The sequence below is a fragment of the Shewanella glacialipiscicola genome (assembly GCF_023283485.1).
Lineage (GTDB): Bacteria > Pseudomonadota > Gammaproteobacteria > Enterobacterales > Shewanellaceae > Shewanella > Shewanella glacialipiscicola.
On the sequence record NZ_JAKILU010000006.1, the window covers coordinates 166,772 to 189,369 of the forward strand.

Annotated in this window: 16 protein-coding genes, 1 tRNA gene and 1 pseudogene; 9 read left to right on the plus strand and 9 right to left on the minus strand. The window is 44.6% G+C overall.

The genetic code is table 11. The annotated features are described in order from the left end of the window. The first annotated feature begins 588 nt into the window (after positions 1-588). From L2717_RS07500 to L2717_RS07520, 5 genes are all read left to right on the plus strand, one after another. Entirely contained in the window at positions 589-1,776 is a 1,188-nt protein-coding gene (locus L2717_RS07500) for an aromatic amino acid transport family protein (protein WP_220773446.1), read from the plus strand. A 253-nt stretch (positions 1,777-2,029) separates the two neighbouring features. Next, on the plus strand, positions 2,030-5,374 hold the full coding sequence (locus L2717_RS07505) for an intermembrane phospholipid transport YdbH family protein (RefSeq protein ID WP_220773445.1): 3,345 nt from the start codon (positions 2,030-2,032) through the stop codon (positions 5,372-5,374). Positions 5,375-5,387: 13 nt separating this feature from the next. Further along, entirely contained in the window at positions 5,388-5,606 is a 219-nt protein-coding gene (locus L2717_RS07510) for a YnbE family lipoprotein (RefSeq protein ID WP_220773444.1), read from the plus strand. Between the two features lie 25 nt (positions 5,607-5,631). Then, a complete protein-coding gene (locus L2717_RS07515) occupies positions 5,632-5,952 on the plus strand; it encodes a YdbL family probable chaperone protein (protein WP_283106041.1) in 321 nt (106 codons plus the stop codon). Positions 5,953-6,035: 83 nt separating this feature from the next. Next, on the plus strand, positions 6,036-6,419 hold the full coding sequence (locus tag L2717_RS07520; RefSeq protein ID WP_246611756.1) for a tyrosine-type recombinase/integrase: 384 nt from the start codon (positions 6,036-6,038) through the stop codon (positions 6,417-6,419). A 25-nt stretch (positions 6,420-6,444) separates the two neighbouring features. On the opposite strand, the gene L2717_RS07525 is transcribed toward L2717_RS07520, so the two are convergent. The 3 genes from L2717_RS07525 to L2717_RS07535 all read right to left on the minus strand — a co-directional run bounded on the left by L2717_RS07525 (position 6,445) and on the right by L2717_RS07535 (position 9,688). Continuing rightward, positions 6,445-6,532 (minus strand) — tRNA-Ser (locus L2717_RS07525). A gap of 200 nt (positions 6,533-6,732) precedes the next feature. Next, on the minus strand, positions 6,733-8,727 hold the full coding sequence (locus L2717_RS07530; protein ID WP_220773443.1) for a methyl-accepting chemotaxis protein: 1,995 nt from the start codon (positions 8,725-8,727) through the stop codon (positions 6,733-6,735). 328 nt (positions 8,728-9,055) lie between these two features. Continuing rightward, positions 9,056-9,688 carry a YchE family NAAT transporter gene (locus L2717_RS07535; protein WP_220732820.1) on the minus strand — a complete coding sequence of 211 codons (633 nt, stop codon included), beginning with the start codon at positions 9,686-9,688 and terminating at the stop codon, positions 9,056-9,058. 317 nt (positions 9,689-10,005) lie between these two features. Here L2717_RS07535 and adhE point away from each other — a divergent pair, with 317 nt between their 5' ends. After that, positions 10,006-12,612, plus strand: a complete 2,607-nt coding sequence (gene adhE, locus L2717_RS07540; RefSeq protein ID WP_220773442.1) for a bifunctional acetaldehyde-CoA/alcohol dehydrogenase — start codon at positions 10,006-10,008, stop codon at positions 12,610-12,612. A 149-nt stretch (positions 12,613-12,761) separates the two neighbouring features. Here adhE and L2717_RS07545 read toward each other — a convergent pair whose 3' ends face one another. The 3 genes from L2717_RS07545 to L2717_RS07555 form a co-directional block, all read right to left on the minus strand. Further along, entirely contained in the window at positions 12,762-13,697 is a 936-nt protein-coding gene (locus L2717_RS07545; protein ID WP_220773441.1) for a M14 family metallopeptidase, read from the minus strand. Positions 13,698-13,960: 263 nt separating this feature from the next. Beyond that, positions 13,961-16,012: an alpha/beta hydrolase family protein gene (locus L2717_RS07550; RefSeq protein ID WP_220773440.1), complete on the minus strand. Its 2,052-nt coding sequence runs from the start codon at positions 16,010-16,012 to the stop codon at positions 13,961-13,963. A 304-nt stretch (positions 16,013-16,316) separates the two neighbouring features. Beyond that, positions 16,317-17,867 (minus strand): fumarate hydratase, encoded by a 1,551-nt coding sequence (locus tag L2717_RS07555; RefSeq protein WP_220773439.1) that lies wholly within the window; start codon positions 17,865-17,867, stop codon positions 16,317-16,319. A 119-nt stretch (positions 17,868-17,986) separates the two neighbouring features. Here L2717_RS07555 and pabB point away from each other — a divergent pair, with 119 nt between their 5' ends. Further along, positions 17,987-19,390: an aminodeoxychorismate synthase component I gene (gene pabB / locus L2717_RS07560; RefSeq protein ID WP_220773438.1), complete on the plus strand. Its 1,404-nt coding sequence runs from the start codon at positions 17,987-17,989 to the stop codon at positions 19,388-19,390. A gap of 42 nt (positions 19,391-19,432) precedes the next feature. Further along, positions 19,433-20,020, plus strand: a complete 588-nt coding sequence (locus tag L2717_RS07565) for a CoA pyrophosphatase (protein WP_220773437.1) — start codon at positions 19,433-19,435, stop codon at positions 20,018-20,020. Between the two features lie 28 nt (positions 20,021-20,048). On the opposite strand, the gene L2717_RS07570 is transcribed toward L2717_RS07565, so the two are convergent. Further along, positions 20,049-20,384 (minus strand): hypothetical protein, encoded by a 336-nt coding sequence (locus L2717_RS07570; RefSeq protein WP_220773436.1) that lies wholly within the window; start codon positions 20,382-20,384, stop codon positions 20,049-20,051. 151 nt (positions 20,385-20,535) lie between these two features. Here L2717_RS07570 and asnS point away from each other — a divergent pair, with 151 nt between their 5' ends. After that, the gene (asnS, locus tag L2717_RS07575) at positions 20,536-21,936 is read left to right on the plus strand and encodes an asparagine--tRNA ligase (protein WP_220773435.1); all 1,401 of its coding nucleotides are present in this window, start codon (positions 20,536-20,538) and stop codon (positions 21,934-21,936) included. Between the two features lie 230 nt (positions 21,937-22,166). On the opposite strand, the gene L2717_RS07580 is transcribed toward asnS, so the two are convergent. Beyond that, positions 22,167-22,457, minus strand: a complete 291-nt coding sequence (locus L2717_RS07580; protein ID WP_248938019.1) for a hypothetical protein — start codon at positions 22,455-22,457, stop codon at positions 22,167-22,169. A gap of 22 nt (positions 22,458-22,479) precedes the next feature. Next, positions 22,480-22,598, minus strand: a pseudogene (locus L2717_RS07585) (IS630 family transposase); the annotation flags it as partial.

Below are 22,598 nucleotides of genomic sequence, written 5' to 3' on the forward strand. Positions count from 1 at the left end.
ATGAAAGGGATCCCGACGATAACGTGATGATAAAAAACCATCAAAATACTGTCGTAATGGTTGACAAGTACAGCTAGAGTCCCTATCGTAACCGACGTCAGGATATTGCGGTGTTAAGATAATGCAGCTGTTAAAACAGCACTCTGCTACTCTAGGCTCTCATATTCAAGACTCAATTAACCAAGCGACTAGTGCCGAATGTTTATATTACCGGCACCAAAAATACTCGTACTGTGGTTATTCATGTTTACTCAACCATTTTACTCAACACAGGCTAAGGCAAGTTTTATGTGTTTCTCACTATTCTATTATCTCTATCTGTAGCCGCAATGGCATAGATAGGCTTCCTCGCCTGACCTTCCATTGTGGCCATATCCGTTCGGATCCGCTGAGCGCCACTGTTATTTCAAAATGAAATAGTGACATGATTTACTGATTAAATGCTAAATCATTAAACGTTAAGTCATTAAACGTTAAGTCATTAAACGTTAAGTCATTAAACGTTAAATCGCGTCAGACTGTGTAAGCCAGCTATTTTGGGATCACCTCTTTATCTCCTTTTTTACAGCTATTTTTTGAGATCTCGTTATGACACAGAATAAAATACTCGGCAGTTTACTGCTTATCGCAGGCACCACAATTGGCGCGGGTATGCTGGCTTTACCTATCGCATCGGCGGGACTTGGTTTTGGTACTTCTTCAGCCATCATGTTGATCCTGTGGGCGCTAATGGCCTACACCGCGCTGTTAATGGTGGAAATCCATCAATTCGCGCCCAGTGACGCCAGCCTTAATCACTTAGCACAACATCTACTGGGTCGTAAGGGTCAGTTGATCGCCAATAGCGCCTTGATGTTTTTGCTGTACGCCCTTTGCGCCGCCTACATTGCTGGCGGCGGTGAGCAAGTAAACCAAAAATTGAGCTTTTGGCTAGGGTTAAGCCTACCAACACAATCGGGCGCCATACTGTTTACCCTGCTGATTGGGGCGATTGTGGGTATGGGCACCCATTGTGTGGACCTTATCAACCGCGGTCTTTTTGCCCTTAAATTATTAGCATTATTACTGATGCTCGCTTTATTGCTACCGCAGGTCGAAAGCCCGCACTTGCTCGAATTACCCCTCAACCAAGGTTTAATTATCTCGGCTATTCCGGTGATTTTTACCTCATTTGGTTTTCATGGCTCTATCCCTTCTGTCGTGCGTTACTTGGGCGTAGAGGTCAAAGCCCTGCGTAGAATCATGCTGTTAGGCTCGGCCTTACCTCTGGTGATTTATCTTTTGTGGCAACTGGGAAGCCAAGGCGTATTGAGCCAAAGTCAATTGCTTGAAAACCAGAGTTTATCGAGTTTTATCAACCAACTGGCAAGCGTGCTGCACAGCAAATATCTCAGCAGCGCGATTAGTCTATTTGCCGACTTAGCCTTGGCAACCTCGTTTTTAGGGGTAAGTTTAGGTTTATTCGATTTTATGGCTTCCACCTTAAGGCGAAAGGATAATTTTTCTGGCCGCAGCTTGACTGTGGCGATCACCTTTTTACCGCCCTTAGGTTTTGCCCTCTTCTATCCACAAGGCTTTATTACAGCGCTTGGTTATGCGGCAATTGCGCTGGTGATCCTCGCCATTTTCTTACCTGTCACTATGGTGTGGACACAACGCCAAAGGCGAGATATGGCCAATATGCCGACAGGTTACCGCGTTGCGGGTGGCAAGCTTGCCTTAATCCTCGCCACACTTTGTGGTATTGCCGTTATCGCCGCCCAGATTTTTAGCTAACCGACAAATTAGCTAGCCCAAATAAAATATTAGCTACAAGAGCCTGTAAATCCTCAACTATTAACCACAGGTTCTTGTCTATCGAATGCTGATTTCACATTAGTCAGCTAACGCTTTGAGTGTTAAACTGCCTATCTTAGTGCGTGCAACGGCTTAACAATATGTTCTTAATACATATACTTAAATACATAGAAAATGAGCCATGCTGCAATATTAATAACGTGCTCTGTTGATAAGGATAAAGTCAAAGCTCATGCCAATCCCCAACAAGCCCAAACCCCACAAGCCAAGCTCTCAAAGCGCCGCCAACCATCGGGCGCAACAAAATGAGGCGAGTGTAATACCCGCCGATGCGGGTGGCGTCACGGGGGAAAAGTCGGGCCAAGGTCGTGGTACATTTCCTTTCAAAAAAGCCCTATTGGTCACCAGTTTAAGCGGTATATTGTTTGGCGCAGCGTGCATTATTTGGATTATCAATACTCAAACTGAAAAGCTGATCATGCAGGCAGCTAACTATGCACTCAGTGGCATGGACAGCGAGCTGATTGATATTCAATTGGGAAACAGTCAGTTAGAACAGTGGCGCATTACGTCTGCCACTCTTAGGGTGCATGACAGCAATATCACGCTTAACAATCTAAATATCCAGCTAAAACTCGATTGGCCGCAGAGTTTTGCCGAGCTTAAACAGTACAGTCAACTATCTTATCTCACTCAAAAAATCACAAAAATCACCACCGGTGACATTGAGGTCGAGTTAGGGGAATCGTTGTTTTTACGCAATCGCAGTGCCATTGATGAACAAGGCCCTGCATTTGCCCTAGATATTAAATCATTACCTTTAATCGATATTGGTAAAACTCACTTTATCCTGAAAGTGCAAAACGACTTACCTGCCTATCACCTCGTTATGGACAAACTGAGCTTAAACAGTGCGGGGGAAGTTAATAGTGAATTTAGCCATGCTGGCGAAAGTATCGCGCAACTTAACGCACAGCTTACCGCCCGAGAATGGCAGCTAGAGAGCAAAATCGCATTGGCCCCCCTATTAACTAGTTTGCATCAGATAAGCCTGAGACAACATAAAGACAGTGTGCTGAGTCAGTTAAGTGAACTGGATCAACAGTGGCAAGCGTTAGCCATCGATTTACAAGGACTGCTCGTTTCCCATAGCCGCCTTGGGTTAATTTCAGGTGAACTGGCGAGCCAACATAGATTAGATAACCCAAAAGTCACGTTGAATCAATTAGCCGCGCTGCAGCTTACGCCTACATCCGGACTTGAATTTAAGCCTACGGTTGAATTTAGCATTGCGGGGCATTTCACCGAACTGGATTTAATCCTTGAGCCCTTTAGCTTGGCACTGAGTCCAAACAGTGAACAACAGCAGCAATTAATGCAGCTACTCGACGAGCCGGTTTCTAAGCCCGTATCTCAAACATCAACGCCGACATCGCAGCGAGTATTAACGTTACTCTCAGGGCTAAAAACTACCGAAGCGCCAATGGGAATAGCGCTGACATTAACTGAGCCCCTGCATTATCCGCTGACTCGCCCGCAGCAGGCACAGCCTTCTCCGTTAACGCAATCCACCCGTATCCAGTTGCCCCATGTGCAGCTAAAAACCTTAGGCAGTAAAATTACCACTCAGCTCGACCTCGATAATCTGGAAATCGAACATTCTGCTACTGCATTACAATTCAAAACAGATTGGCACGTTAATGCTGATCAATCATTTCCGCTAAAGTTAACAGACCTCTGGCTAACTGCGTCGCAGGATTTAGGCTGGAATAGTGGTAAATTAAGCAGTAGCGGGCAGTTTAGTTTTACGCGCTCACTCAATTTTACCGATTGGCAATTTATGACTGCGCCAATTAACCCAATCAAATCCAATGTTGCAAGTCAGCAACCCACTATTCAATTAGCGTTAGAAGGGCTCAAACTTAATAGTCAGGCTAAAAAACTAGCCACCAAAAGTACCGAATTAAGCCTTGGCAATATCAGCCTCGATGCCCTAGATCAGTTTCAACTGAGTTTTCAAACGCAATCTGCGCAGCAAAATAAAGGTGCAAGTTCAGCACCTAATGTAACGTTAAATGCAAGGTCAAACACAGGCTCGACTAACGCAAATGCGAGCAGATTTAAAATGGCCTTACCGCCATTAGCATTAACCCTCACGCAACTGAATTTTTCGCAAACGACACAATCAGCATCAACAATAAACTCAGCCGATACCGTCACGAGTCGCAGTGATATCAGTGCAGCAGCGTTTTCTATCACATCGCAACGGGGCATGTCCTTTGATTTATCGCATACCGAAACGCCAATCAATGACCTATTAGCGTTGCCGTGGAGCAATAAAATTGAATGGCAAATCAATCAGCTTAATATTGATAAACTGCTTAGCAGTAAAGGCCGAAGCCGCCAAGAAACCTTGCTCAAGCTGGATAAATCAGCACTGACACAAACCTTAGAGTGGAAAAATAATACCTTATTGGGTAATGAGCATTGGCAAGTTGGCACAGTTAAACTGCAAAGCCAACATAAACTGAGCTTCGCCACCACCACTAAACCGTTAACATTAACAGGCCAATGGGTCGTTGACACCAGCATGACTGAAGCCCTTGCGCTGCTTAATCAAACCCAGCCAGTGCCATCAGATCTCAATGTCACTGGCAATAACCAATTACAGGCACAGTTTACCTTAACCCAACTGCGCGATCAGGCGCAATTTGCCATGCAAATTACCCAATCAATGACCGAGCTTAATGGTTTTTATAAAGACATTATTTTTGAAGGTGGAAAACTGCAGGCGCAATGTGAATTCACTTGGGGGCTTTCCCGTAAACAAGAAGCGCATAAAAACTTTCAAGATAAAGGCAATGTGAGCAGTTTAAGTAAACTCAACTGCCCACAAACGCTGATGACCTTTAACCTATTCAATCCTGGCTTTCCGCTCACCGATATCGAAGTGGCAGCCGATATTGCACTGAGCAAAGATGCCGCAAAACTACCTGACAATTGGATACAGCAACTCACAGGATTAAGTGATACCGATGTATCCATGACGGCCAAAGGCAAAGTGTTGAGCGGCCAGTTTTTGCTACCAGAGTTTAGTCTTAAATTACAGGATAAATCCCATGCCTACCTGCTACTGCAGGGCATGAGTCTGGAAGAGGTTTTACGCATTCAACCGCAAACAGGTATTTATGCTGACGGTATATTTGATGGCGTATTACCGGTAGATTTAGTCGACGGCAAAGTATCCATTACCGGTGGGCAATTAGCCGCACGAGCACCCGGTGGCTTGATTGCTATCTCGGGTAACCCTTCGGTTGAACAGATGCGCCAATCCCAGCAGTATCTTGATTTTGTATTTTCAACAATGGAACACTTACAATACAGTCAATTATCAAGTAGCTTTGACATGAACCCAGCATGGGATGCCAAGCTACTCGTCGAAGTGAAAGGCCGTAGCCAAGGGGTTGAACGCCCTATTCACTTGAATTACTCCCATGAAGAGAACATGCTGCAATTATTCAAAAGCCTCCAAATTGGTAATGATTTGCAAGATAGAATCGAAAAATCCGTGAAGTAACAAGGAAACCTCAGTGAAGATAATTCAATTACAGCAAGTTAATATAGGTGCCAGAAGTGTTCTGGCCGTATTGGTCGCACTTGTCGCATTACAGGGCTGCGCACCCACAGTAAAAATAGAACCGCCAGATAAACCGATTGTTATCAATCTTAATGTCAAAATTGAGCATGAGATAAGAATCAAAGTTGATAAAGAGCTCGACCAACTACTGTCTGACGATAAGCTTTTCTAATTAAATAAGAATTGAGGAATATATTATGAAATCGAAACTACTATTGCTATTTACCCTCAGCTTCTTAAGCCTCAGCGCCTTTGCCATGTCACTTCAAGACGCTAAGTCACAAGGTTATCTAGGCGAGCAGCCCAACGGCTATTTAGGGTTAGTTCAAGCCAATCCCGAAGCCAAAGCTGTGATGGACGATGTCAATAACAAGCGCCGTGCCCACTACGAAACCATCGCCAAAAAGAACAAACTCTCCCCTACCGACGTTGCTAAACTCGCTGGCGAAAAAGCCATAGCAGCCACAGATAAAGGTAATTATGTGCAAGATTCAAACGGCAAATGGATTAAAAAATAATCTGCTAGAAGCTTTGCTCATCATGCAGCGATAGACCACATAAAGCCCGATATTTATCGGGCTTTAATGAATCTGACTTAGACATAACCGCTCAACTCGCAAGCAAGTATTCGCTTAGTTTTTTCAATGGTAAGAGTGGACAACCTTGGTATGACCATTCGGTTCGTCGCTGGTTTACTGGCATTTTAAAACGCGCCAAGTTACGCCACCGTGGACCTAACCAATGTCGTCACACCTTTGCAAGTCAGCTACTTTCTAACTACGTACCGCTTGAATGGGTAGCCCGTCAGCTTGGTCATAGTGATACTACGATGATCAAGAAACACTATGGCAAATGGATACCAAAAGACTCGCAACGCATGGCTAGCAGAATATCTGAAATGATGGGCTTTAATGCGGACACAAGCGGACAGGAAAACGCTGAAATGGTCCCAAAATGGTCCCAAAGCAACAAAGGGAATCAGTAAGATACTGATTCCCTTTGCTTTAATTTGGCGGTGAGAGAGGGAGTCGAACCCTCGATACGTTACCGTATACACACTTTCCAGGCGTGCTCCTTCGGCCACTCGGACACCTCACCATATTGTCGATTTATGTTTTCGTGGTTAATCTTTCACGTAAAAATTCGTTTACGATATAATTCAGTATTGCCGAAATACTTACACGTTAACGGAGCGGTACTGTACGCAAAAGCCTAATAAGGGTCAAGTAAAAAAGACTCAATTTCAGGCGGTTGCACAATTGCTAAGCAAACCGCCAACAAATTGATTCTTTAATCGATTAATTCACCGTAAACTTATTCACTTCTTTAGACATCAGATTGGCATCAAATGTCAGTGCTTTGGTGAGATCCCTAAGCTCATCAGAAATGCGTTGGGTATTGAGGTAAATTTCACTAATTTTTAACGCATTACGGTTAACATCCTCAGATACGGCAGATTGCTCATGTGTCGCAGTGGCAATTTGTTCATTCATACGGTCAATAATGTCTACCTGTTCAACAATACGTTTAAGCTCAAGGCTTGCCTGCTCGCCTTCTTTTACGCTGGTATAGGTCTGTTCAAGCCCTTGTTGCATTGCTTTTACGGCAATACTCGCACCTGATTTTAATCTGTCGGTCATATTTTTAATGTCGGCCGTTGAAGTTTGCGAGCGTTGCGCTAAATTTCTTACTTCATCGGCGACCACGGCAAAACCACGACCCATTTCTCCTGCTCTGGCAGCTTCAATCGCGGCGTTAAGCGCAAGTAGGTTAGTTTGTTCTGCAATACTGGTTATCACATCTAACACCACCACAATGCCGTGGATTTCTCGATCAAGATCATTAATCGCTTGAGATGCGCTATTGATATCATTTGCTAAGGCTTTAATCGCTTTACCCGTTCTATCGACCCCCATATTGCCGGCTTTCGCATCATCATTCGCTGCTGTTGAGGCTTCGGCGGCTTGCACTGCATTACTGGCAATCTCAGCGACCGTTGCGCTCATTTCAGTCATTGCAGATGCCACTTGCTCCGCCTCACTGTGGCCCGCCATGACATCTTGCTCCATTGCATGGGTACAAGAGTCCATTTGCTCAACAGCTTGTTGTAATTTAGCGCTACTCGCTCGTACCTGTAAGATAACGCCTTCAAAGTCATTCATCATGCCATTAAAAGCGATGGCCAGCTCACCAAACTCATCAGTGCTCGTTTGTTCTAAGCGCACACTAAGGTCGTAGTTTTTACGTGCATGGGTAACCGTAGAAAATAAATGATGCACGCTATCGTGTAAGTAACGTATCACAGACAAACTTAATACCAACACTACGATTAGCACTCCTATTAAGGTGGCTAATACAAAAAACATTTCTTGGTTTGCTGCTGAAAGTCGAGTCTGAGTGGTGTTGATTAAATCGGTTGAGACTTGTTGCTCAAAATCTCGCAAGCTATCAATGCGCAGTGTAGATTTTGTAAACCAATCTTCAGGGCTTTGTTGCTGAATTTTTTGGTTGTCTTGGGCTAATGCAGTCTCACGCAGTGCTTCTACATCTTGTACGACTTGAGAGGCTTGAATACGCGCCACGGCTTGAACCAGCTCCGGAGTCGCTAAGGCTTCAAAACGCTCGAGATAACTATTTTGCTCTGAGACTAATGTAATAAACTTTGCATATATCTTAGGTCTAAATCCTGCTTGACCAAAGGTGGAACTAAGCACTGCGCGCTCAAGCCCTGCCCGTTCTTTCATCTGTAAATAGGCACTAAAGGCAGCTGCTTTGATTGCAATTTCTTGGTTAGCACCGGTTTTTGCCGTTTCATCAACAATGGCTAATAAACGGTTATTAACCTCGGTATAATAAGCGACCTCATCGGCAATATTGATCGATAAATTATCAACTTGCGAGCGAATTACCGTAAGTTTCCCCAATAAGGTATTGAGTTCCCTGACTTTAGGTGCAAACACTGCAGGTAAAGTATTTTCAGTAATAAATGACTGATACAACTTAAGTTGTGTGTCGGTCATTTTTCTTTGACCGGGTATTTTATCTGCAAAAGTTTTGCCGCCTGAGCTAATAAAACCCGCACTCATACCGCGTTCTTTTTGTATTTCATGCACTAAATTGCTATTTGTGACAGCAAGCTCACTTAACTGTACAACTTGCTTTAAATCCTGACGGTATTCATATTTTTGGACTAAAAAGAGTGCGCCGTAAAGAAAACACGCCAATAGCGGGGGCAGTACAACCATGAGTAACTTTTGTTTTAAGCTAAGATTACCAATCCATTGCCATTTCATCGCGTTATTCCTTTTATTACACATTTGAACATAATAAGAGCCTAATAATGTATAGCATAGGATCGGATTGAGAACGACCCATACATACTGTTTTAGTTAAAATTAAATAGCCTAAAAACATGTGCTTGCGTTAATTTAATCTAAGTTAAATCTAAAATACATGAGCCGCTAGTAGACCTAAGTAAAACAAGTGCATAGAGGCTATTTAGACGGAGTTAATCTGTGAGGAAAATGATGACACCGTTATGTTAAGGCAACGGCGTTACGATAAATTTAGTCGTAATAATAAAAAGCAAACCCGTTTTAGGGTTTGCTTAATTGCGTTGATTTAGCTAAATAATTGTGGAAAAAGCCCTTTAATACCCGCGGCAATGACTTCGATACCGATAGATAACATAAGCAATCCCATTAAACGCGTAATCACGTTAATCCCGGTTTTACCAAGGATTTTATAGATTATAGATGCCATTCTAAACAGACCAAAGCTCACTAAACCAAACACAATCACTGTAATACACATGGCAATGATATTTGATAATGAATTATGTTCCGCCGCAAACACGATCACCGAACTAATTGCGCCAGGCCCTGCCATTAATGGCAAAGCTAATGGGACTACAGCTACAGACTCCATCGCTGAAGACTCGCGGTCTTCTTCTTGGTTACGCTTAACCTCACCTAATTTACCTTGCAACATCGACATAGCAATAATGGCAATCAGGCTACCGCCGGCAATCCTAAAGGCTGATAACGAAATGCTGAACATATTCAAAATATGTTGCCCAGCCACAATCGTAACTAACAGGATAACCACTACCGCAAAGTTAGCGACTTTTCCGGTTTGATTGCGCTCTGCTTCAGTTTGATGGCTGGTTAAACTCACAAATACCGGCAATAAACCAACGGGATTGATAATGGCTACCAAGCCAAGAAAAAACTTAACGTAAAGTGTTAACTCCAAGTTGCAATCCTTATATGCGCATCACGCTATTTTCAGCAAAGTAAACTTCAGGGTGTATATAGTATCTTAACCGCAGATAACTGAAAAATGAGATTTTTAGGCTAAACCACAAATTCGCATTATCTCCAATTATCCAATATTGATAATTTTAAATCAAAGTTATCGTAATAGATCATATTTTTTGTAATTTTATTACACATAAGCCCTATTCTGATAATGCGGTCACACTATTGCCGATACTTTTTGTGTAACTTTTTACCATCAAAGAGGATTTAGTGAATACGCCTATTCACTAAATCTTTTTAGGAGTGTTAATCATGACAGTGACAAATGCACAAGAACTAGACCTCATGGTCGAACGTGTGGCCAAAGCACAGGCCGAGTATGCGACGTTCAGCCAAGCGCAAGTTGATAAAATTTTTCGTGCAGCAGCCCTCGCGGCTGCCGATGCGCGGATTTCGCTGGCTAAAATGGCCGCTGCAGAAACCCGCATGGGTGTTGTTGAAGATAAAGTGATTAAAAACCACTTTGCTTCTGAGTATATTTATAACAAGTATAAAGATGAAAAAACCTGCGGGATTTTATCTGAGGATGTGACCTTCGGTACTATTACCATTGCTGAACCCGTAGGCATCATCTGCGGTATCGTGCCTACCACGAACCCGACATCGACCGCGATATTTAAAGCACTGATTAGCCTTAAAACCCGGAATGCGATTATTTTTTCGCCTCACCCAAGAGCTAAAACCTCAACCACCACCGCCGCAAAACTGGTGCTGGATGCTGCGATTGCTGCCGGCGCTCCCAAAGACATTATTGGCTGGATTGATGAACCCAGTGTCGCGCTATCGAACCAATTAATGACGCATCCTAAGGTTAATTTAATTCTTGCAACCGGTGGACCTGGCATGGTGAAAGCCGCCTACTCTTCTGGCAAGCCTGCCATCGGTGTAGGTGCGGGTAATACGCCCATTGTTATTGATGAAACCGCTGATATCAAACGCGCGGTCAGTTCGATTCTCATGTCGAAAACCTTCGATAACGGCGTTGTTTGTGCGTCAGAACAAGCCGTGATTGTGGTTGACAGTATTTATGAGCAAGTAAAAGAGCGCTTTATCTCCCACGGTGGCTACATGCTATCGAAGGATGAAACCGCGGCAATGCAGAACGTCATTTTAAAAAATGGCGGCTTAAATGCCGATATCGTTGGCCAAAGTGCTGCCAATATTGCACAAATGGCGGGCTTTGAGGTGCCGCACTGGACTAAGGTGTTAATTGGTGAAGTCGCTGATATTAGCGACAGCGAAGCCTTCGCCCATGAAAAACTATCACCGCTACTTGGCATGTACCGCGCTATCGACTTTAACGATGCGATGGACAAAGCCGAAGCCTTAGTGGCGCTGGGCGGTATTGGCCACACATCAGGACTTTATACTGACCAAGATACCCAAACCGAACGTGTGCATGCCTTTGGTTTTAGAATGAAAACAGCGCGTATTTTGATCAACACGCCTGCCTCACAGGGCGGTATTGGCGATCTGTACAACTTTAAACTGGCGCCATCGCTCACATTAGGCTGTGGTTCTTGGGGCGGTAACTCGATTTCAGAAAACGTTGGTCCGAGTCATTTAATCAACAAAAAAACCGTCGCTAAGAGGGCCGAAAACATGTTGTGGCACAAGCTTCCTGCATCTATCTACTTCCGCCGCGGCAGTTTACCTATTGCGCTTGAAGAACTGAGCGATAAAAAACGCGCTTTAATCATCACCGACAGATTTTTGTTCAACCACGGTTATTGCGACGAAACCATACGCATTTTAAAAGCTCAAGGCCTTGAAACTGAGATTTTTTATGATGTTGAAGCCGACCCTACCTTAGCCATAGTGCGCCAAGGCGCTAAGGTTGCGCAGAGCTTTAAACCTGATGTGATTATTGCATTAGGCGGTGGTTCTCCCATGGATGCGGCTAAAATTATTTGGGTGATGTACGAACATCCAGACGTTGATTTTGCCGATTTAGCGATGCGTTTTATGGACATCCGCAAACGTATTTACAAATTCCCTAAAATGGGCACTAAAGCCATGATGGTGGCGATTCCTACCACTTCAGGAACCGGTTCAGAAGTCACACCTTTTGCCGTAGTGACCGACGAAGTAACCGGTAAAAAATACCCGATTGCCGATTATCAACTCACGCCCAACATGGCAATTGTTGACCCAAATCTAGTGATGGACATGCCTAAATCGCTCACCGCCTTTGGTGGTATCGATGCGGTGACCCACGCATTGGAAGCCTATGTCAGCGTGATGGCGAACGAATACAGCGACGGCCAAGCCCTGCAAGCCCTCGATTTACTGTGCAAATATTTACCTGATGCCTACAATTTAGGCTCGCAATCGCCTGTCGCCCGTGAAAAAGTCCACAATGGCGCCACCATTGCAGGTATCGCCTTTGCTAATGCTTTCCTCGGGATTTGCCACTCAATGGCGCACAAATTGGGCGCCGAGTTCCATCTCGCCCACGGCTTAGCCAATGCGTTGCTGATCAACAACGTCATACGCTTTAACGCAACGGATCTGCCCACTAAGCAAGCGGCCTTTAGCCAATACGACAGGCCAAAAGCCCTGTGTCGTTATGCTGCTATCGCAGATCACTTGAAACTAGGCGGAAAAACGGATGAACAAAAAGTCGAAAAATTGCTTGAGAAAATCACACACCTCAAAAAGACGATTGGCATTCCTGCTTCTATCCAAGAAGCCGGCGTCAACGAAGCCGATTTCCTCGCCAAGTTAGATGAATTAGCCGAAGATGCGTTTGATGATCAATGTACCGGTGCCAACCCACGTTACCCATTGATTAACGAGCTGAAACAACTGTTCCTCGATAGCTATTATGGCCGTGACTATAGCGACAACACTAAGTAATCGTCCATATGTGTGCTAAGCGCGAGCTAAGCAAAATCGATGCGACATAAATGACAAAGCCCTCAAGTGAGGGCTTTTTATTGCATATTTAAATTATAGATAAATCATCAATAAATCAATTAACCGCCAATCACTAAGTCATAAACCAACTAACGCTGCGCCAGCACATAATCGATGGCGCTAGTAATAGCCGCAACTTGGGCCAGATTACATTCGGCAGGCGTGGCTGTTGAGCTATCAGGGTACACCTCTGTAGTTGTGTTATAGATACAACCCGTCACGCTACTGCAAAGCCCTAATGACTTAAGTGGATAGTTAATCACGCCATGTTGCACCACAGTCGAGCCAATAATCTCGCCTTTTTCATCGGCAGGGGCAATGTGGGTGACTTTGCTTACACCATCAATAATAGCTTTTTGGAAGGCATCAATTGAGTTTTCGGTATCACCCACTACATAAAAACCATCTGGAATAGTGCCTTTTTCATACTCAGTACCATCGCGAGCAGACAATGCTGGTCGAAACTCCGATTCATCTGAGTCGGTGGTTTCATGTAAATCCACATGCACATCAAAACCTTGTTCAACTGAAGCGACTAATGCCATTAAGGCCGCCGATTCTTCAGCTGGGCTATTGGCGTAGAACGAGCGATTTGGATCAATCGCTTTTGGGTTCCAACGGTTAATAGTCTCATATCCCCAAGGGCTCACGCACACGGCAACCACTAAATTGACCTGTTGCACATAATTCAACGCTTCGTTAGTTAAAAAGGCCAATGCGCCATGAACACCGCTAGTCTCGTAACCGTGCACGCCGCCTGTCACTAATACCGTTGGTTTTTGCGAGTCAAACTGTAGGCTCTTTACCGCCAGCAATGGGTAACGCTCTGCATTAATCGATAAAGCGCCATATTGCACTATGCCAAGCCCAAGGGCTGACAACTCATCTTGCATTGCCTTTAGTGGCGTCACGACATCATCTTGATATGAACGCTTGATTTGAGTGCTTGCAAGCCATGCGGCTTTTTCAGCTTCGCCCCATTTTTCGCCTGCGGTGCCGATGGGATAAAACGTTAAATTTGCCATGTTTCCTCTATTTTTTAGTTCTATTTGACTGAATAAAGTTAGATCGTGTTGCTGTGGTAAACAAGTGCACTTAGCTTAAAGCCAGAACAGTATTAAAATACGCTGACATCCTGTTTATAAAACACAATAAAAAGCCAGAACAGAGTCCTGGCTTTTTAAGACACTTGATTTAAAAACTTTTAATTGCACTTAACCCTTTAAACGCAGCGCCCGTGATAAATCATCAATCAGGGCGAGTGCGGTGTCTATTACTGCTACAACTATCATTGCTTAGTCCAGCGGTCCATCCAACCTAAGACATTAGCGTACCACTGTTCTAAGTTTTCAGGTTTTAAGATCCAGTGGTTTTCATCTGGGAAAATCAATAATTCCGATGGAATACCTTTACGCTGCATAAAGCTAAATGCAGCTAAACCTTGATCATAAGGGACTCGGAAATCCTTTTCACCATGGATAACCAACATAGGCGTTTTCCAGTTTTCAACATAATTCACTGGGTTAAACTTTTCATATAACGCTTTGTTATCTGAGTAAGTACCGCCAAATTCGTGCTCAGCGAACCATAACTCTTCGGTCACATGGTACATAGAGCGCATATCGAACAGACCCGCGTGATCAACAAGACACTTAAAACCGTCGCTCCAATTGCCTTGGATCCAGTTCATCATGTAGCCGCCGTAAGAACCACCAAGTGCACAGGCATTTTGCGGGTCAAGCCATTTTTGTTGTTGACTCACAGCCGCTAGGCCTTTTTGCAAATCCTCTAAAGGTTTACCGCCCCAATCGTGAGTAATCGAATCGGTAAAGGCTTGGCCGTAACCAGTAGAACCGTGGAAATCTACCATCACCACGCCATAACCCGCTCCCGCCCATAACTGCGCGTTCCAACGACCACTAAAGGCATTACCAAATGAACCCTGCGGGCCGCCATGCACTAAGTAGGCAATCGGGTATTTTTTTCCTTCTTGGAAGTTAGCCGGTTTGATCCAGTAACCATAAACGTCTTCGTTATTCCAACCCTTAAAGCTGAACTGTTCAAACTTACCGAACTTGATTTCGGCCAATTTGTCTTTGTTCACTTCGGTCAATCGCTTAAGGCCTTCACCATCGGTGGTGATACTGTAGAGATCGCCCGGCTCAACTAAGGTTTTATTGTCAAAAATCAGTTCATCGTTAGTGACCGCGAGTAAGCTATTGGTACCATCACTATAGACTGATCGCACATCACCAAATTGGGTATTAACTTGGAAAATAGATACTTGGCCCAAGTCCTGTGCCGTCACATATAAAGTACGGTTGTCCGGAGCAAACATCAGTGAACTTGGGCTGCGATCCCACAATGGCGCCACTTCTTTAGTTTGGCCAGTGCTCGTATCGCGCAGCATAATGCCGTAACGATCGGCTTCAAAACCTGGCTTCTTCATCGCTAAGTAGGCCATATAACGACCATCGCTCGAAAACGTTGGCTGTGCATCCCATGCGAGATTGTCTGGAGTTAAATTAGTGGCGACGCCGCCCGTGACCGGCACTTGCCACAAATCATAGTTTGTGGTCCAAGCTTGATCTTTGCTTGGCGCTTTGGCGCTATAAACAATAAATTTACCGTCTGGAGTGAAGGTTACTTCTTCCATGCCTGAGAAAGGTTTTGGCGGCGTTTCAGTGTCTAACCCTTGAGTGACATCTACAACCTGAGTAAGTTTTTCACCATTAAGTGCGCCAACAAATAAGTGGTTACGGGCATGATCTCCCCAAGTATCCCAATGGCGAACCATTAACTGTTTGTATTCACGCCCTGTCGATTTACGCTCAGATTCTGCGGTAAATTTAGTCTTTGAGCAGGCTAAATCTTTGCACTCAGGGAATACGCGCATACTGAGCACAACTTGTTTACCATCGTTTGATAATTTGTAACCATCAATATCCAGTGGTAAGTCAGAAGCTTGCACCGCTTCACCGCCAGTAAGTGGCAATTGAAATAGTTGGCTTGAACCATTACGACTTGCAAGGAAATAAATCGATTTGTCGTCGGTGGCAAAACTGACATCATGTTCAGTGCCTGCAGCCGAGGTTAATTGCAGCGGCTTTGCTTTGGTGTCAGTCAAATCCAATAGATACAGATCAGAACTGCCCTCTCCTTTATCGTTTACCGTTTTAAGACCATAAACTAATTTAGTGCCATCGTGGGACACTGTCGCAGAATGCATTTTATTGAGTTTAAGCAACTGCTGCACAGTAAAAGGCGTTGGATCGGCCGCATGAGCTGATAACGTTAATCCTGCGGCGCCAAGTGCCAGTAGGAGAGGAGCTATTTTCATTGTTATATCCGTCTTTTGTTAAACAGGTTCGAGAGTTGCATCCGTCATTGCTATTGTTGTAGTCGTCGCAATCAAACGCATGTTAAAAACGATCTTAAATCGTATCTTTCGAAGATAAGCTTGCCACACTATCGAAACAAAAACGCTCAAGCAAGCCAAATGGCAAACCTGAGCGTATTTTTTTGTGACAAAATGTCAGTAGCGCATTTATTCAGCACACCTACAGATATCACTGCATAAATTAAAGCAAAATGCTTTAAAAACCGCCTTACTCAACTGACTAAAGCCTACCGAGCACTATGGCTTAGGCTTTCGCTTTAGCGTTAGCGATATTGACTTTCCAAATGGCTGGACCGGTTTCGTGGGCATTAACGCCATTTGAATCCACTGCTACAGTCACTGGCATATCTTGCACATCAAACTCGTAAATCGCTTCCATGCCTAAATCAGCAAAGGCCACTACGCGCGAATGTTTAATCGCTTTAGACACTAAATACGCCGCGCCGCCAACTGCCATCAGATAAACCGCTTTGTGCTTTTTGATAGACTCAACCGTCGCAGGGCCGCGCTCAGCTTTACCTATCATGCCCATTAGGCCGGTTTTTTCTAACATTAAGTCAGTGAATTTATCCATACGGGTTGCGGTTGTTGGGCCCGCAGGACCCACAACTTCGCTGCCAACTGGGTCAACTGGGCCAACGTAGTAGATAAACTTACCCGTAAAGTCCACGCCTTCTGGCAGACCTTCGCCACTTTCAATCAGACTTTGAATGCGCTTATGGGCAGCATCGCGACCAGTGAGCATTTTACCGCTCAGCAGAATGGTTTCACCGCTCTGCCACTGTTCGATATCCGCTTGCGTAACAGTATCTAAGTTAACGCGGCGCACATCATCACCCACTTCACGGGTAATTTCTGGCCAATCTGCCAGTGATGGCGGCGTTAAATCAGCGGGGCCTGAGCCGTCTAAATGAAAGTGCACGTGGCGAGTAGCCGCGCAGTTAGGGATCATTACCACAGGCTTTGAGGCCGCATGGGTTGGCGCCGATTTGATTTTAACATCTAACACTGTGGTTAAACCGCCAAGTCCCTGAGCACCAATACCTAAATTGTTAGCACGCTCAAAAATATCTAAACGCAACTTTTCTTCGGTAGTTTGGGCGCCGCGAGCAATTAACTCATGGATATCAACGCTTTCCATCAGTGCTTCTTTGGCTAATACAGCGGCTTTTTCTGCCGTGCCACCAATACCGATGCCAAGCATGCCCGGTGGACACCAACCCGCGCCCATCGTTGGCAACGTTTTTTCAACCCAAGCGGCAACATCGTCTGATGGGTTTAACATTGCCATTTTTGCTTTGTTTTCACTGCCGCCTCCTTTGGCCGCAATGGCAACTTCAATGTGATTGCCTTGCACCATATCGATATGCACCACAGACGGCGTGTTATCTTTGGTATTTTTACGGCTACCGGCAGGATCTGACACAATCGATGCACGTAATGGGTTATCAGGATTGGTATAAGCACGACGAACACCTTCGTCGACCATTTCCTGAATGGTCATATCGGTTTTGTCCCATTGAACAGCCATGCCTACTTTAACAAAAGCAGTCACAATTCCCGTATCTTGGCACAAAGGACGTTTACCTTCGGCCGACATACGTGAGTTAATTAAAATTTGCGCAATTGCATCCTTTGCCGCAGCACTTTGCTCACGCTCATAAGCTGCGCTCATGGCATCGACAAAATCCTTTGGATGGTAATAAGAGATGTATTGCAGGGCATCTGCCACACTTTCAATAAAGTCGGCTTGTTTAATCACAGCGTTTTCAGAAGTTTTATGGTGAGTTGACATAGTAGGAGCGCTCCAGCAGCCTATGTGGCCTGACTTGTTTTTGTTTAATTCTTTCTGGGTCAATATGATACTCTTTCACATCTTTTTGGGCTACATCACATTTTAGATAGGGTTAATCGATGGCAATTAGGGCGTCAACACAGCTTGCATCACGCCAACTTGACTGGACATTAAGCACCACGGCACTTTTTGAACACTTTGCTGGTGACACTTGGGCAATCCTGTTGGATTCAGCGAACGCGCCGCATCAAGACGCCAGGTTCGATATTATTTGCGCCAATCCCATCGCCACGTTAGTCACTCAAGGCGAGCAAAGCGATATCAAGCTTATCGATAAAAACTTGAGCATACCCGAGGCAATAGAGCCAAACCGTGATCCCTTCGACCTGCTCAACACTTTATTAAGCCATTGGTATGCAAAATCTTTTGAATGTAATCTGCCCTTTAGTGGCGGCGCCATGGGCAGCTTTAGCTACGATTTAGGCCGCCGTATTGAATCTCTGCCAGCAACGGCAAAGCAAGATATACAGCTGCCAGAGATGAATATTGGCTTTTATGACTGGGCGCTGGTTTTTGATTACCAAGCTCAATGTTGGCATTTGCTGCATTATTTAGGGGAAGCAGCCCTTGAAATTGAGTTGAAAAATATTCAAGCAAAAATAGTTAAAAAGCGAAATTCCGCCACATTTACACTTACCAGTCCATGGGTTACTCAAATCAATAAAGCCCAATACACGGACAAATTTAACGCAGTACAAGCCTATTTGCACAGCGGCGATTGCTATCAAATAAATTTAACCCAAAGATTTGAAGCTGGTTATCATGGCGATGAATGGCTAGCGTATTGCCAACTGCGTAATGCCAATAAAGCGCCCTTCTCGGCCTTTATGCGCTTACCGCAAAATGCGATTTTATCGATTTCACCTGAGCGTTTTATTCAACTTCGCGGCGTTGATATTCAAACCAAACCCATCAAAGGCACCTTGCCGCGCCATAGTGATCTTGAGCTTGATATTCAAGCCGCCAACACCCTTGCCTGTTCGCCAAAGGATCGCGCCGAAAACGTGATGATTGTCGATTTACTGCGTAATGATATTGGTAAAGTGGCAGCCGCAGGTTCGGTACGTGTACCGCATCTATTTCAGATTGAAAGCTTTCCCGCTGTGCATCACCTTGTTAGCACAGTGACGGCTAAGCTAGATGCTAAATACTGTGCCAGTGATTTACTGCGCGCAGCGTTCCCTGGCGGTTCAATTACCGGTGCACCGAAAATTCGCGCCATGGAAATTATCGAAGAGCTGGAACCGTCGCGGCGAAGTTTATATTGTGGTTCTATGGGATATTTAAGCCAAGATGGGCAAATGGATACCAGTATCACCATTCGCACACTAATCGCCGAGGGCGGTAAACTTTATTGCTGGGCGGGCGGCGGTATTGTAGCCGACTCGAATGTAGATGCTGAGTACCAAGAAAGCTTTGACAAAGTAAGCCAGATTTTACCTTTGCTGGGCAAAGGCTTATAAAGCCCCTTAAGTGTTAATACGCCATAATTAACGGAAATATCGATGGAAATTGCAGAGTTTAGACTCAGATTTAATTTGCATTCTTTAGCCCTGCAAGATCCCGCAGCCTTCCCACATATTGGGTTACGCAAAGCTGCAGTCTTAATTGCACTGCAAGATATTGGCGGAGAATTGCATCTTATTTTAACCCAAAGACCCATGCATCTACGCGCTCACCCTGGGCAGGTCAGCTTTCCTGGCGGAAAAATAGAGCCGGAGGATGTCAATGCCATTGCGGCCGCATTGCGAGAAGCAGAAGAAGAAATTGGGTTATCAAGGAATAACGTGGACGTTTTGGGTACATTTCCGCCCTATAATACCTTTACTGGGTTTGAAATAACACCCGTGGTCGGCATTGTCAAACAAACCTTCGTTTTGAAGCTCGACCCCGGTGAAGTCGCCGATTGTTTTACTGTGCCTTTAAGCTTTTTTATTGACCCTAGTCATCGCCATCAAAAATTCTTTTTACGGCAAGGGCATTATTACAGTGTGCATGTTATGCCCTATCAACAACGATTTATTTGGGGCGCTACCGCTGCCATCATTGACCACTTATGTCGTCAATTGAGTATCCCAGCCGACTTCATTTGATGCTGGCTACATGCAGATAAATTCCAATTTAAATCATCAAATGCACATACAAACCCGCAACCACAGAGGTGAGCAGTAGCATAGGGATGTTAAACCAAAATCCTAATTTACTGTGATGCGCCACATAATAGTTAAATGCCAAGCTGATCAAACTTATCGCACCACAAGCCCAAATTAGATACACCAGTAATTGAGTTTCATGTGGGTCCCAATCCAATCTGAACGTGGCGCCACGGGCCAAATAGGCGCCGACCTCACGATCTGGCCTCGCCTCACCAAAAACCAATAATGCATAGACGGCAATTGCCCAGCCTAAAATGGATAAGGTCGCGAGGATTATTTGAAATATTCTGGTCTTGCGCATACCACCTCCCACCGTTTGACACACTTTAATCATTAAATATCGATATTATTAGACTCAGGATACCTTTTTCAGCTTGAGAAAAGCCACCAGCAAGGTAATATAAACCTCCAAAATTTTCATATAAAACGTTTCGTTGGAGAATTAAGTAACAATGAGCATCGCATCTGTCGCATCTGTATTTAAAGGTGAGCACGCCGTCGGTTCAATAGTCACTGTACGTGGCTGGGTTAGAACTCGTCGTGACTCTAAAGCCGGCATCTCTTTTTTAGCTGTTTATGATGGCTCCTGCTTTAATCCTATCCAAGGTGTCGTGCCCAATAGCTTAGATAATTACGACAACGAAGTATTAAAGCTCACTGCTGGTTGCTCTGTCGTGATGACGGGCGCTGTGGTTGAATCTCCAGGCGCTGGCCAAGCATTTGAACTGCAAGTCACCGCACTTGAAGTCGCGGGTTGGGTGGACGATCCAGACACTTACCCAATGGCCGCTAAGCGTCATTCGGTTGAACATTTACGTGAATTGGCGCACTTGCGTCCACGCACTAACTTGATTGGCGCCGTGGCCCGTGTGCGTAACTGTTTATCGCAAGCGATTCACCGTTTCTACCACGAAGAAGGCTTTATTTGGGTATCTACGCCACTGATTACCGCATCAGATACTGAAGGCGCTGGTGAAATGTTCCGCGTATCGACCTTAGATATGGAAAACCTGCCTCGAACTAGCGATGGCAAAGTCGATTACGACAAAGACTTTTTTGGTAAAGAGGCTTTCTTAACCGTATCAGGCCAGCTAAATGGCGAAACCTACGCCAGTGCACTGTCAAAAATCTATACTTTTGGCCCGACTTTCCGTGCAGAAAACTCAAACACCAGCCGCCACTTAGCTGAATTTTGGATGGTTGAACCTGAAGTCGCTTTCGCTACCCTAAACGATATCGCCGGTTTAGCTGAAGCTATGCTCAAGTATGCCTTTAAGGCAGTATTAGCTGAGCGCATGGACGATTTAGAGTTTTTCAATCAACACGTTGATAAAACCGTCATCGAACGTCTGCAATCTTTCGTATCAAGCGATTTTGCGCAAGTAGATTACACCGAAGCCGTTGAGATTTTACAGAAATGTGGCAAAACCTTTGAATTCCCAGTGTCTTGGGGGATTGATTTGTCTTCTGAGCATGAGCGTTACTTAGCTGAAGAACACTTTAAAGCGCCAGTAGTTGTTAAAAACTACCCGAAAGACATTAAAGCCTTCTACATGCGCTTAAACGAAGATGGTAAAACTGTTGCTGCTATGGACGTATTAGCCCCAGGCATTGGTGAAATCATCGGGGGGTCTCAACGTGAAGAACGTTTAGACATGCTCGATGCACGCCTTGAAGAGATGGGTTTAAGCAAAGAAGATTACTGGTGGTATCGCGACCTTCGCCGTTATGGCACAGTGCCACATGCTGGTTTTGGTCTAGGGTTTGAGCGCTTAGTGTCTTATGTGACTGGCGTTAACAACATTCGTGATGTTATTCCATTCCCACGTGCTCCACGTACTGCAAACTTTTAAGCACGGTTTAAAACGGCTGCTATAGCAGCTGTCTTGAGCTAAAAATGCGCCTCGGCGCGTTTTTTTATTGTGTCGCTTATTTATTATGTCACTCTCTACCTAATGATGTAGTCAGCATAGATATCTACATCATTAGATATTTACATCATTAGATATCAATAGCAGCAAACAATCATCAAAACACTCAAAGCGCCGTATTTAGGTTGCATCAAACCTACGCTATTCCTTTATTAAAAGTCCATATTAGGCAAAACGTTATACCCAGCTAAGTAACTCATATTATCCGTATTTATTTTATGGCACGCTACAGCATTATCTAATTTGGCCCTTTGCTGCAACGGCGCAGTTAAAAACACACTCACATGACAGTGCACTCCTGTTGACTCATGTCGATATAACGCTGACATATTCGGCGATTTTTCAGCTTGTTCATAGCAATCTGATAAATATTGCTCAAGCATCGATAACTTCGCCTGCGCGAGTAAAGCATCACCTAAACTCACTGAAAACCACTGTTGCATTATTTTATACTATTTATATTAATTAACTGGTCAGTATTGCCCATCGTCTGGAGCACAATTTACTCACCCTTTCTTTATTCTCTATGAAGCTATTCCATGCGATGGAACACTGCTCAACAATGTCGTCATAGCCGCTAAAGC

Excerpts from the sequence above, each read along its gene's own strand:
- L2717_RS07515 (WP_283106041.1), top strand. The coding sequence starts at position 5,632 with ATGAAATCGAAACTACTATTGCTATTTACCCTCAGCTTCTTAAGCCTC.
- L2717_RS07530 (WP_220773443.1), bottom strand. The coding sequence starts at position 8,727 with ATGAAATGGCAATGGATTGGTAATCTTAGCTTAAAACAAAAGTTACTC.
- L2717_RS07565 (WP_220773437.1), top strand. The coding sequence starts at position 19,433 with ATGGAAATTGCAGAGTTTAGACTCAGATTTAATTTGCATTCTTTAGCC.
- L2717_RS07550 (WP_220773440.1), bottom strand. The coding sequence starts at position 16,012 with ATGAAAATAGCTCCTCTCCTACTGGCACTTGGCGCCGCAGGATTAACG.
- pabB (WP_220773438.1), top strand. The coding sequence starts at position 17,987 with ATGGCAATTAGGGCGTCAACACAGCTTGCATCACGCCAACTTGACTGG.
- asnS (WP_220773435.1), top strand. The coding sequence starts at position 20,536 with ATGAGCATCGCATCTGTCGCATCTGTATTTAAAGGTGAGCACGCCGTC.
- L2717_RS07500 (WP_220773446.1), top strand. The coding sequence starts at position 589 with ATGACACAGAATAAAATACTCGGCAGTTTACTGCTTATCGCAGGCACC.
- adhE (WP_220773442.1), top strand. The coding sequence starts at position 10,006 with ATGACAGTGACAAATGCACAAGAACTAGACCTCATGGTCGAACGTGTG.
- L2717_RS07555 (WP_220773439.1), bottom strand. The coding sequence starts at position 17,867 with ATGTCAACTCACCATAAAACTTCTGAAAACGCTGTGATTAAACAAGCC.
- L2717_RS07545 (WP_220773441.1), bottom strand. The coding sequence starts at position 13,697 with ATGGCAAATTTAACGTTTTATCCCATCGGCACCGCAGGCGAAAAATGG.
- L2717_RS07580 (WP_248938019.1), bottom strand. The coding sequence starts at position 22,457 with ATGCAACAGTGGTTTTCAGTGAGTTTAGGTGATGCTTTACTCGCGCAG.
- L2717_RS07570 (WP_220773436.1), bottom strand. The coding sequence starts at position 20,384 with ATGCGCAAGACCAGAATATTTCAAATAATCCTCGCGACCTTATCCATT.
- L2717_RS07505 (WP_220773445.1), top strand. The coding sequence starts at position 2,030 with ATGCCAATCCCCAACAAGCCCAAACCCCACAAGCCAAGCTCTCAAAGC.